The organism is Prevotella sp. oral taxon 299 str. F0039 (assembly GCF_000163055.2).
Taxonomy (GTDB): Bacteria; Bacteroidota; Bacteroidia; order Bacteroidales; family Bacteroidaceae; genus Prevotella.
The window spans coordinates 523,801-536,256 of record NC_022111.1 but is presented as its reverse complement, the minus strand read 5'-3'; the positions used below and the strand labels follow the sequence as shown (position 1 = coordinate 536,256).

8 protein-coding genes are annotated in these 12,456 nt (G+C 34.0%); 3 read left to right on the top strand and 5 right to left on the bottom strand.

Going from position 1 to position 12,456, the window contains the following annotated elements; genetic code table 11:
- Positions 1 to 137: 137 nt before the first annotated feature.
- Both HMPREF0669_RS05160 and tsaA read left to right on the top strand, forming a co-directional pair.
- A complete protein-coding gene (locus tag HMPREF0669_RS05160) occupies positions 138 to 4,586 on the top strand; it encodes a translocation/assembly module TamB domain-containing protein (protein ID WP_232236475.1) in 4,449 nt (1,482 codons plus the stop codon).
- Between the two features lie 25 nt (positions 4,587 to 4,611).
- Complete coding sequence (gene tsaA / locus HMPREF0669_RS05155) at positions 4,612 to 5,307, top strand: tRNA (N6-threonylcarbamoyladenosine(37)-N6)-methyltransferase TrmO (protein WP_009227468.1); 696 nt, start codon at positions 4,612 to 4,614, stop codon at positions 5,305 to 5,307.
- 84 nt (positions 5,308 to 5,391) lie between these two features.
- Here the strand turns inward: tsaA and HMPREF0669_RS05150 are convergent, their stop codons facing one another.
- Entirely contained in the window at positions 5,392 to 7,029 is a 1,638-nt protein-coding gene (locus tag HMPREF0669_RS05150; RefSeq protein WP_020967199.1) for an OmpP1/FadL family transporter, read from the bottom strand.
- A 139-nt stretch (positions 7,030 to 7,168) separates the two neighbouring features.
- Positions 7,169 to 8,128: a hypothetical protein gene (locus HMPREF0669_RS05145; RefSeq protein WP_044045719.1), complete on the bottom strand. Its 960-nt coding sequence runs from the start codon at positions 8,126 to 8,128 to the stop codon at positions 7,169 to 7,171.
- Between the two features lie 154 nt (positions 8,129 to 8,282).
- Between HMPREF0669_RS05145 and prmA the strand changes: the two genes are divergently transcribed.
- Positions 8,283 to 9,155 carry a 50S ribosomal protein L11 methyltransferase gene (prmA, locus tag HMPREF0669_RS05140; protein WP_009227465.1) on the top strand — a complete coding sequence of 291 codons (873 nt, stop codon included), beginning with the start codon at positions 8,283 to 8,285 and terminating at the stop codon, positions 9,153 to 9,155.
- A gap of 244 nt (positions 9,156 to 9,399) precedes the next feature.
- Here prmA and HMPREF0669_RS05135 read toward each other — a convergent pair whose 3' ends face one another.
- Genes HMPREF0669_RS05135 through nth form a run of 3 tightly spaced genes read right to left on the bottom strand, consistent with a single transcriptional unit; the run spans position 9,400 to position 12,400 of the window.
- A complete protein-coding gene (locus tag HMPREF0669_RS05135) occupies positions 9,400 to 10,947 on the bottom strand; it encodes a ComEC/Rec2 family competence protein (protein ID WP_020967198.1) in 1,548 nt (515 codons plus the stop codon).
- 37 nt (positions 10,948 to 10,984) lie between these two features.
- Entirely contained in the window at positions 10,985 to 11,692 is a 708-nt protein-coding gene (locus HMPREF0669_RS05130) for a DUF2461 domain-containing protein (RefSeq protein ID WP_009227463.1), read from the bottom strand.
- 57 nt (positions 11,693 to 11,749) lie between these two features.
- Positions 11,750 to 12,400 (bottom strand): endonuclease III, encoded by a 651-nt coding sequence (gene nth / locus HMPREF0669_RS05125; RefSeq protein ID WP_020967197.1) that lies wholly within the window; start codon positions 12,398 to 12,400, stop codon positions 11,750 to 11,752.
- Positions 12,401 to 12,456 lie beyond the last annotated feature (56 nt).

Sequence of the window (12,456 nt, the reverse complement as noted above, 5' to 3'; positions counted from 1 at the left end):
ATAATATATTAATAACTCTTTATAGGCTGTGCAAATTTACTAAAAAAAGAAATAGGAATGAAAGAAAACAGCTCTTTTATTCCTATTTCCTACATAATTATTGTAATTTTGTGCATGCTTTTAGTTCTTTAAACAGGTTGAGACGTCTAAAAAAAATAACAAACACTGTAATATGGTCGTTAGTTGGACTATATATACTTTCAGTAATACTATTGCACATACCAATAGTACAATCTTTTATTGGCTCAACTATCGCTCAAGCGGTTAGTAAAAAATTAGGAACAGAAGTTGTTGTAACAAGAATTGACCTTGGATTCTTTAATAGAATCATTATTGATAATTTTTACATTAAAGACCAAAAGCAACAATTCCTCCTTAAAGCATCACGCCTTTCTGTAAAGGTTAATCCTTTATCTATTTTTAAGAGAAAGCTTATCATCTCATCAATACAACTATTTGGATCTAAATTTAACATATATAAAAAGAACAACACTGCAAAAGCTAACTTTCAATTCGTTTTAGATAGTCTTGCGTCTAAAGACACTTTAAATGAAACTCCTCTATACCTAAAAATCAATTCTATTATCATTCGAAATGGGAAAGTGTGTTATAACGTTCTCAATATACCTCATACTCCAAAGACATTTAATACAAGTCATATCAACATTAATAATCTAAGCGGACATATTATACTTAATGCTCTTACCAATGATTCTATAAACATCAATATAAAACGACTAACGTTAAAAGAAGAAAGTGGTATAAACCTCAAAAATATTCAATTAAGTTTAGATGCTGGAAAACAAAGTGCGAGACTTAAAAAGCTGCAAATTCAATTATTAAACTCCACAATTCAAGCCGATAGTATAATTGCCTTTTACCGCATTAAAAATAAGAGTCTTGAACTACCTTCACTCACTTTCAATGGAAAATTTAACAAGATTGATATAAATCCTTATGATTTAAGTACTTTCAAGAATACATTAAGTAAGATAACTAATCATTATATCGGATCTTTTTCTTTTGAAGGAACCTCTACATCTCTCAATATTAAGGACTTTACTCTACACTCTTCTGATGGCGGATTAAAGCTTAAAACAGGTATATTTGTGAAAGGTGGATTCAAAAAGCCTAAATGGTTTATTAGTATTCCGCAATTAATAGCCACCCAACCCCACATTGGCTATATTCATAAGCTTATAACATCTCAAAAGGAACAGCCTCATTGGCTCTCCCAACTTGGTACAATTTCTTATACAGGAGAAGTGGGTGGATATGGAAAAGAATTATCAACTCGAGCATTTATAAAGACAAATATTGGTAATCTCCAATTAGACTTAGGTCTCCATAGAAAGGAGATTAATGGACACATCAATTCTAGTAACATTAATATTAAAGAACTTACAGAAAACAAAAGATTTGGAAATATATCTTTGAAGTTAGACTTTAATGGAATAATCAACAACAACAAACTTAGTAAGATAACCCTAAAAGGTATTGTACCTCTATTCGATTACAGCAATTATTCTTATAAAAACATCACCATAAATGGCTCTTATGAAAAAGATATCATTTATGGAATGCTTGCGTTGAACGACCCCAATGGCAATATAGACATTGAGGGTAGAATGAATATCAACCCTAAAAATTTTACGGCTAATATCGAAGCTAAGGCCTACCAGGTTAATATCAATGCTCTAAAGATAACCAATAACTATCCACAAACGAACTTTAGCTTTGTTCTTTCTACTAATTTCACGGGAAAAGACATAAATTCTCTCAATGGTAGAATTGATCTTAAAGACTTTAAAATGGTATCTGACAAGTTAAATTATGCACTCAAAGAATTCAATATCACTGCGCAAAACAATGGTAATATTCATATGGTTAATCTGCATTCTGACTTTGCGGACGCTCAAATAGAAGGGTTTTATCAATACCAGACATTATATCATAGTATCCTAAATCTCATCAATAGCCGCCTTTCTACCATACCAGGACTTCCAAAATCTAAAGACATTACAAAGAATAATTTTACCATGAATGCCACATTATATAAGGCAGACTGGCTCAATCACTTCTTTAATATTCCTTTAGATGTAACTCATCCTATAACTATTGCGGCAAAAGTAAACGACAAAGAGCAAGATATCGACCTCATTCTCACTGCCAATAACTTTGTTTATGCTGGAAAAGAGTATCAAGAAGGCTGGCTAAACATCACTTCTCCAGGTGATTCTTTATGCGTCAAAACAAATATATCAAGTGTCAATTCTCAAGGAACGAAATTAGATTTGGGCTTAAATGCTATTGCTACACACAACAAACTAAGCACCCTACTTTCTTTTAATAACAACCAAGATAAAAAACTTAAAGGTGAAATCAATGCAGATACACACTTTTTAATGAATAGTAATGGTATATCAACCGCTTCTATAAATATAAAGCCTTCAACAATTATGATTGGCGATAGCATTTGGACCGTTGAGCCTTCTACCCTCAATTATAGTAAAGACTTACTCAATATTAACAACTTTAAGATATGTCATAAGGAGCAATATCTCAACATAAACGGAAATGCAACAAAGAGCTTAGACGAATCTTTGCAAGTTAATTTTAACGATATTGATGTTGATTATATTTTGAACTTTATAAACTTCACAGCTGTTAGATTTGGAGGTCAAGCCACTGGACATGCCTTTATAAGCGGTGCACTATCTCCTAATCCAGAAGGTTCTGCCACATGTGATGTCAAAAAGTTTACTTTCGAAAATGGTTCTATGGGGACTTTATCTGCTAATATTCTATGGAATTCAAAAGAAGAACAAATCGATATTAACGCTATTGCAAATGAAGAAGATGATAAAAAAACACTTATTGAAGGCTATGTGTCTCCTAAACGCAATTATATTGATTTAGACATCAATGCTCATAATAGCAATTTGGCATTTGTACAGAGTTTCACTAAGTCCTTTATGAAGAATATAAATGCCACAGGAAAGGGCTCTGTGAAGCTTTCCGGACCTCTAAATATGTTGAATTTAACTGGGAAAATTGAAGCAAATGGTAGTTTAGATATCACAAGTTTAAATACAACTTATTATCTAAAAAATGATATTATTACCTTTATTCCTAACGAAATTAAGTTTGAGAAAGACACTATTTACGACAGAAATGGCAATATCGGAATCGTAAATGGAACACTTTATCATAAAAATCTCACGAATCTTACTTATAACATTGGTATAAAGGCAAAAAAACTACTTGCATACGACACACATTCTTTCGGAGATAATACGTTCTATGGAACTGCTTTTATAACAGGAGAGTGCGATATTAAGGATAAAAATGGAGACGTTACTATTGATGTAACTGGAACTACAGAAAAAGGTTCTATATTTGTTTACAATGTTTCTAACAAAAATTCGTTGAATGACAATAGTTTTATTCATTGGAAAACTTATAAGGATAGGCTTGAAATTGAGGGTGATTCTATTGCTACAAAAAATAGAAATATCTACAAAGAAGAAATCTTTAACCCTAAAGAAATACCCACTAATATTCATATAAACTTTGCAATCAACTGCACAACAGATGCTTCAGTAAAACTCATTATGGATAGTAATAGTGGAGATTACATTATGTTAAAAGGTGAAGGTGGATTGAGAGCATCTTATTATAACAAAGGAGCTTTTGAATTATTTGGTAATTATCTTGTTCAAGAGGGAATCTATAAACTAACCATTCAGAATGTTATTAAAAGAGAGTTTACCTTTCAACCTGGTGGAATTATCAGCTTTGGAGGTGATCCTTTTGCTGCTGCTCTAAACTTAAAGGCTGTATATACGCTCAATAGTGTTAGTTTGTCTGAACTTAAACTGGGACGTTCCTTCTCTTCAAATAATATCAAAGTTAATTGTTTAATGAATATCTCGGGTACTCCAGAGAGCCCTAAAATCGACTTTGGACTCGATATGCCAACCATTAATAGCGATATTAAACAAATGGTATTCAGTCTTATCAACGGAGAAGAGGAAATGAATCAGCAGGTCTTATATTTGCTTGCAATAGGTAGATTCTATACCAAGACAACAAATGAACCCAACAATAACAACATAGAACATCAAAGTCAGGCATCTCTTGCCATGCAAAGTATTCTCAGTGGAACCATTAGTCAACAAATAAATTCTGTGCTTAATTCTGTTATCAATAGTTCTAATTGGAGTTTTGGAGCAAATATTTCGACAGGGAATAATGGTTGGAACAATGCAGAATATGAAGGATTATTGAGTGGAAAACTATTTAACGACCGACTACTCATTAATGGTCAGTTTGGATATAGAGACAATATAAATAGTACAACGAACTTTATTGGTGACTTTAATATTCGTTATTTACTAACTCCTAAAGGCGGATTCTCTGTAAATATCTATAATCAAACCAACGATAGATACTTCACCAAGAATAGCTTAACTACGCAAGGAATTGGACTTTTGATTAAGAAGGAGTTCAATCGCTGGAGTGATTTATTTGGAAATAAGCATAAAAAGAGAGCAATCAACTCTAGTGACGCCCCCCAAAAATAGTTCTATAGTTATAATACATCCCCAAATGGAAAATAAAATAATTAAACCTATTGCACACTTCTGCTCTCCATTTAAAGAAAAATTTGGTGTTCCAAAGCAAAGTGGACTTGTTAACACACTACAAGGAACTATTGTTTTTGAGAAAGAATATAGCAATATGGAAATTATTAAAGGACTAGAAGAATTCGACTATCTATGGATAATATGGGGATTCTCTGCCAACAAAGAAAATTTCCAAGGCACAACTGTTCGTCCACCGTTATTAGGTGGTAATATAAGAATGGGCGTTTTTGCAACTCGTTCTCCTTTCCGACCAAATGGATTGGGACTTTCTTCTGTAAAAATAAGTAGGATATGCATCAATAAAAAAGGACTTCTTACAATTGAAGTCTTTGGAGCAGACCTTATTAATAACACTCCTATTTATGACATAAAACCTTACATTAAGTATGCAGACTCACACCCTGATGCTCGAAGTGGATTCGTTGATACCAACCCAATACAATATATAAAGGTGGAATATGCAGATGATTTGAAAGAAAACTATAAAGATATAGATTTCGATAGCCTAACATCTATCTTACAGTTAGATCCTCGCCCACACTATCATAAAGACAATCAAAAAGATTATTGCTTTGAGTTTCAAAAGCATGCCATTACATTCTGCGTACAAGACAAGACGTTATTGGTAACAAACATTGAAGCAATACAATCCAAATAAGGCACAATGAAATGTATCATAAAAAAGAAAAGGAATAATCCTCATTTGATTATTCCCTTTTATCTATTCTCCAATAATAGTGTTTTAAAAACGATATCCTAAAGTTAGCAACACATGGTGACTATTGTTAGTAACCTTTGTTAAAGTTGTTCCTCCTGAGATATGCTCAGAAATAATATCGTTAGTGATAGCATCTTTACCATCATATCTATCTACATCAAATCTCATAAAAGGATAGAAATCACCCTTTGTACCACTATATTGATAAGCCAAATCTACTGTAAATTTCTTCACTGCATATCCAACTCCTAGTGTAAGTCTATTAGTTGCACCCCAGTTTACATAATCTGTAGCAGAGCTATAGTTTGATCCATAAGAGTCAAGTCCACCATTCTTAAAGCCATTTTTATTATATAAGCTTGAAACATAGTTATAACCAGCACGAATAGAAATCTCTGGAGACACCTTAACCTCAGCACCAAGCTTTAATGTAGACACACCTTTTAATGTTTGTTTTGTATGCACATTCATCACTTTATCAGAATAACTTGAAGTATAATACGAGTTTGTATAAGCATCATAGTACATTCCATCATCATTTATACGTGAGTCTAAGTTATTATAATCAGAATATTCGTAAACTACACCCAATGCTACACTATTACCAATGGTGTGGCCTAAGCTCAAACCAAACTTCCAAGGAGTGTACACTTTATAGCTAAGAGCTTCTGAAGCTCTTGCTTCTTTATTTAAGCCTGAAATAGTAGTATTGTTTACTAACTGTGTAACATTAGAGGTTGTTAAGTCATACCAAGTTGGACTTGCTACAGAAAGACCTACTCTGAAAGGTGAATTTTCGAATGGGCGGACTATAACTCCCGCCTTAATATCAAATCCTGTACCTGTAATCTTACGAAGATCATTAACATAAACATCCCCAACAATAGAGCCAGAAACGCTATTTAACACCTCTTTATAGATACTTTCGCCATCATAATGAACATCTTTCAAGCCAAAGGTAACACCCAAATACACTCGGTCATTTAAGTTTCCGCTTAAGTTAAAGTCGAATTCCCCAATATAACCTTTGTTTACTCGATTCATATCAAAAGCATCAGCTTCATTATAGACAACATTCTTTGTTTCAGGATCAACAACTAAAGTATTATAATATAGGTTATCTAGCTGACTTGTAAAAGGAGCTGTTCCTCTAAATCTTGAGTTTTCCTCTTTTAAATTCCAAGTTGAAAGACCATTAACATCTTGTCCACCAATAGCTTTCCCGTATGACAACTTATTTTGAGAAGAACCACTAAGTGAGTTTACTGCAGATAGGATATAATTAAAGTTCTTTGTCTTTCTATAATTAATACCGACATTCATTATAGAGTTATTAGAACCACGCATACTATATACCCCCCCAATTTGGTCTAAGCTGAAGCGCCTTGTACTTGCGCCATTAATAGCCTTTGCACCAGATTGAGATAAGAGTCCACCTGATACTGCAATAGCAGAACTTCGATACAATCCCATACCTGCAGGGTTGGTTCCCATAGTGGTTAAGTCTGCACCTAAAGCATCCATTGCACCACCCATTCCAACATAACGAGCAGTTCCGTTTAAGTCATTATCTATAAGCTTAGTATTTTCATAAGTCTCTTGCGCAAGCATAGGAAGTGTAAAAACACTCATTGCAGCTAAGAAAAAAGCTTTCTTTTTCATATCCTATTTGTTTGTATTATCATTAAATTTCTTTTGAAAAGAGTAGTTATCTTGGTCATCTTTTATATAAAAGATAAGAATATAACAATTCGAGTTCTTATAAGAAGTTACTCTCTACTCTCCTACTTTATATTTAACTCTAACGTCTTCCACCATTTCCAAAGCCTCCAGTTGTGCCTCCTCCACCCATAGAGCCACCGCTTCTTCCACCTCCGAATCCACCTCCAGAGTTAAAAGATCCACCACTTCGAGTACCTCCAAATCCACTTCCACCGAATGAACTTTCGCTATATGAGCGAGATGGTGAAGAATTACGTCCATTACCAAATGTTATATTACTTGGAGTGTAATTTCTTTCTCTGTTATAAGAAGATGAAGGAGTGTAGGTAGATGAGCGTCTTCCCGAACGTCCTCCGTAATTAGAACGATCATAATATTGTAATGTTCCTGTATGTCCTCGTTGTGCTATATATCCAGAACGTTCCCATCCATAATAGTCATTCCAACCATAATAACGATAAGGACTATACCAAGCCCAATTATAATAATGACCTATTCCACCATAATACCAAGGATAATGCCAACTTGCTAAACCCATATATCCATAATATCCGCCATACCAAGGATTATACCATGGATCATACCAAGCCCAACTGCTACCCCAATAAGGTCCGTAAGCATAGGCAAAATCATCGTACCATGGATCATAATAACCATAAAAACGGTGTATACGACGTGTCATACGATAATCTTCATCGTTATCATATGCTCTTCTATTGCGTTCAACAAATACAGTGTCAAGATACATTGAATCGGGATAAGTACCATATCCTTTACGCATAGACATCACCTTACGTCCTTTTCCATCTACACCCATTTGTTGATAATGCGTCCAAGAATTTCCTCTTCTATTATATTCATCAACATCTCTATTACTACCACTATAATAAGTTGTGCGACCAACGTCTTTATTAGCTGAACGATTTGTTATTTTATCCCTAGAATTTTTCTTAGGTATAAAATACACATCGTCAACTTGAGCATTTACAAAAAGTGGTAATGACATGATAACAGCTATTACAAATATATTCTTTCTCATACCTCTTTCCTCTTTATTTTTATTCTTTTCATTGAAATACTTTCTCATATTGCAAAAATACAATTATAAATTATATTTTAATAAGGTTTTTCCCTAATATCATATTGGAATTCCCTATTTTTTGTAAATTTGCAATTCGTTTGAAAATTAAATCATGAAATATAACAAAACATCTTTCACTATAATATGTAGTGACCACCTAAAACTTGCAGTTCAAGATTTATTGATTGACACAGCAGGAGAACTAGGATACGAATCATTCGACGAAGAAGACGAAATTGTCAACGGATACATTCCCACCATGCTGTATAACAAAAGAGCATTAGAAAACGAATTGCTTCATTTCCCTATTCAAGAAGCCTCAATAACCTTTACAACCATTGAACTTGAAGAACAAAATTGGAATGAAGAATGGGAAAGAAATGGATTTAAACCCATAAATATTCATAACAAGATAATTATATATGATGCAAGAAATAGCAGTGATTCCGATATAGAAGTCATTGATAATGACGTTATAAAAATTGGTATCGAGGCTAAACAAGCATTTGGAACAGGCACACACGAAACGACAAGACTAGTTATTTCAGAGCTTCTTAAACTTGATCTACATACCAAACGGGTTTTAGATTGTGGATGTGGAACAGGTATTTTAAGTATAACTGCATCAAAACTCGGTGCAGAAGATATTGTTGGATATGACATTGACGAATGGAGTGTTGAAAATAGTAAACACAATTCAGAATTAAACAACACTCAAAATATTGAGCTCTTGCATGGCGATTCTAACTCACTTTCTCATGTATGTGGTTTCTTTGACATCGTTATAGCTAACATTAATCGTAATGTTTTACTTGAAGATATTCCCCAATTCAACTCAGTTATGCACGATACATCTACACTTATTCTAAGTGGATTCTATACAGAAGATGTGCCATTGCTCATTGCAAAGGCTAAAGAATATGGTTTTATCAAAGCCAAAACAACTGAAGATAACAACTGGGCGTGTATCACTTTCAATAAATAGACATATAAATAAAAACTTATTAGCAAGCCTAAAAAGTTTACTTTTCATATAATTCAATAGACTAAGCCCGCTGCTTTTTTAAAAAAGTATCGGGCTTAGTTTTTACTATATTTTTATCAAAATACAATATCATTGAGTTTTTATACAAAACACATTGATATTGCCTTATAAAAGCTACCCTTTTACATGATAAAAGGATAGCTTTTAGCCATAATTAGAATAAGTACAAAGAAAGAATAAATCTTCAATAAGGAGCAATTATCTGCGAGCGATATACTTTAATATATATCTTTGCCACCCCAAAAAGCAAAACTATCAAAACATAGCATAACCAAACTTGTAACCCATCAATATAAACATCTGAAATAAAAGCATAAGGAAGTTCTGAAATCCACCTTAAAACAGCATTGAGTTTGTCAATTAACCCACACGCAATAGTCATCAAAACAATTATCTTTCCATACAAAACGCTACCTAACAACGCCACCAAAACAATATAAACCACGACAATAAACGCAGGAACAGCTATGATATTTGCAAATAAAAAATAAGTAGGAAAACCACCAAAATAGTATAAGACCAACGGAGCTACACCTATTTGGGCAGACAGGCTCACCGCCATCATTTTTATAATAGCATTGAAAAAACTACCAAGAAACGATGACGCAGGTCGTAAACAAAAAGTAAAAAGAGGATAAAACAAAAAGATACCCAATACAGAAAGGAACGACATTTGAAATGACACGTCCCATAAAAGCAAGGGATTGACGAACAACAAGACTAAAGCAGAAGACGAAAGAGAATTTAATGAAAATGTTTTCCGATTTAGAAGCTGTATGAATATAAAGATAGAAAACATCACAGCAGCACGTAAAACACTAACAGGCAAACCCACAACAAAAGCATAAACCCATATAGAAGTAAGCACAATACAGGTTCTTATCAATGAAGAAGAGAGCGTTCTTGTTAATAATAACAAGAGTGAAAAGATAACACTGAGATGTAATCCCGATAAAGCTAAAAGATGAGATGTACCAGTTTGACTATAAGTTGCTCGCAGAGATTTAGTTAAACTCGCTTTGTCTCCCAAGATAACAGCCTGCACTATCGCCTTTGAATCATTACTCCCACTCACCTTTTCTATTTTTTTCAACAAGCCATAGCGCACCTTTAATGCTTTTATCTTTATTTGTTCCAATATAGAAAGGTATTTAATCCCTACCCCACAATATTGCCAATTAGAGGGAAGAATAAAAGTCTTACCCACAATTCCTGCACATTTCAAACGATTAAAATAACTTTCAAATCTACTATCTGTAGACGTTTCAAAGTGACTTAGTTCAGAATTTACTCCTAACCAACTGCCCATTGTCACCAGTTTGAGTTCCTTTTCTTTTTCAGAAATTAAGAAACTTGCCTGAACCTTCAGTCCTTCCCATTCTCCATCCATAATCATCAACGGAGCCATAACTACTTTCCCGTGTCGTTCGGGCATATCCAATATCACGGCATTATAGCATATTGAGTTAGAAGGAAATGGTCTTTCATTTTCTAATTGTATACAATTTAGACGCCACCCTCCTACAGAAAAGGCGCAAAGAAACAATAAGAAACTTGCAATTATTTCTCGATTGCGAAAGAAAAAGAAAGCAACAATCGTCGAAATAATCATTATCTGCCATAAGAATGGAGACAATTCTGCCTCTAAATAATAAGCTGTTACGATGCCTAAGATAAACACCAAGGCAATACGCAACATGGGGTTGCATAGTAAGAATTGTTTAGTAGTCATTGTATAATAGTTCTTTGATAATTAAGGTGTGATCAGATTAGGGTTCGTAATCGGCAATAACATCATTCATAAAGTCCATCATTGGCTTTCCAATCTTAAATATTCCCACCACTTCTTCAATCCATTTATCACCCTCAAAGAAATCATCTGGTAAGCGAACCCATGCACAATAATCTTTCATTTTCAAGTAATTCATGTGTTCATAATCACGTGGGAAATCTTTTGGGCAGGTCTTTAAGCACTCAAGTCCAAATCCTTTAGGATTTTCATCACCCCATTTTGAAGCATTAGGAGTACCAAATGTTTCAACAAACGCCTTGTTTTCCACTCTCGAACGCCATTCATCTATATTGCCCATTATTTCATTTCTACATGCTGTCAAAATATTTGTTGGCAAGAAATAAGCACCAATAGCAACAAGGGTATGCCCTTTTTCGATATGAATATAATAGCCTCCACAAAGCGATTTACGTCCATTCATGCAGATATAAGCACCTAGATGATTTTTATAAGGCGACTTATCGGGCGAAAACCTAGTATCTCTATTGAAACGATAAGTACAATCTTTTACCGTCAGATGTGCTATAGTTGGATCGAATTGAGATATTACTGTGATGAGCTTTGTTATTCCTTCTTCAAAAGAAGCTCTACAAGCAGTATATTCTTCTTTATGTGCTAAGAACCATTCTCTATTATTATTGGCAGTGATGTCTGCCAGAAACTTATTTATTCGCTTTGCTTGCATAATCTATTTTATAATTATCTTAATGATATAATAATGTTCTAGTGAATAGGATAAGAATTATTCTAACTTCGATCCTTCAAGCAGTTTAGGACAAATCTTATCAAAAACACACTTCGCACACTGCGGAGTTCTACTTAAACAAACATATCTTCCATGCAATATAAGCCAATGATGAGCATTTGGAACATCTTCTGCTGGAATATATTTGTAGAGTGTCTCTTCCACTTTCAGAGGTGTATTGGCTGTCTTGGGCACAAGTCCCATACGGTGACTAACACGATAAACATGCGTATCTACAGCCATTGTAGCCTTTCCAAACCACACCGCTTGCACCACATTTGCAGTCTTTCGCCCTACACCAGGAAGCTTCATAAGGTCTTCCCTCTTCTCTGGTACTTCTCCATTAAATTGTTCTACCAATATTTTTGCCATCTCCACAAGATGTTTTGCCTTTGCATTGGGATAGCTCACACTACGTATATACTCAAAAACCTCATACACTTCTGCTTTCGACATCGCCAAAGGTGTGGGATAAGCTGCAAACAATTCCGGGGTTACTTGGTTTATTCTTTTATCAGTACACTGCGCACTTAACAACGTTGCAACAATCAATTCGAAAGCTGTTGTGAATTGTAATTCAGTGGTAGTGATGGGCATTTCTTTTCTAAAATATGCCAAAATATACTCATAACGTTCTTTACGTGTCATATTGCAAATATACAAAAAACAAAGAAAAAGAGCCCTTTTATATCTTGCTTTTTAGT

Bases quoted from the DNA above. Each gene is read 5' to 3' on its own strand.
- tsaA (WP_009227468.1), top strand. From the start codon at position 4,612: ATGGAAAATAAAATAATTAAACCTATTGCACACTTCTGCTCTCCATTT.
- HMPREF0669_RS05150 (WP_020967199.1), bottom strand. From the start codon at position 7,029: ATGAAAAAGAAAGCTTTTTTCTTAGCTGCAATGAGTGTTTTTACACTT.
- HMPREF0669_RS05135 (WP_020967198.1), bottom strand. From the start codon at position 10,947: ATGACTACTAAACAATTCTTACTATGCAACCCCATGTTGCGTATTGCC.
- prmA (WP_009227465.1), top strand. From the start codon at position 8,283: ATGAAATATAACAAAACATCTTTCACTATAATATGTAGTGACCACCTA.
- nth (WP_020967197.1), bottom strand. From the start codon at position 12,400: ATGACACGTAAAGAACGTTATGAGTATATTTTGGCATATTTTAGAAAA.
- HMPREF0669_RS05130 (WP_009227463.1), bottom strand. From the start codon at position 11,692: ATGCAAGCAAAGCGAATAAATAAGTTTCTGGCAGACATCACTGCCAAT.
- HMPREF0669_RS05145 (WP_044045719.1), bottom strand. From the start codon at position 8,128: ATGAGAAAGAATATATTTGTAATAGCTGTTATCATGTCATTACCACTT.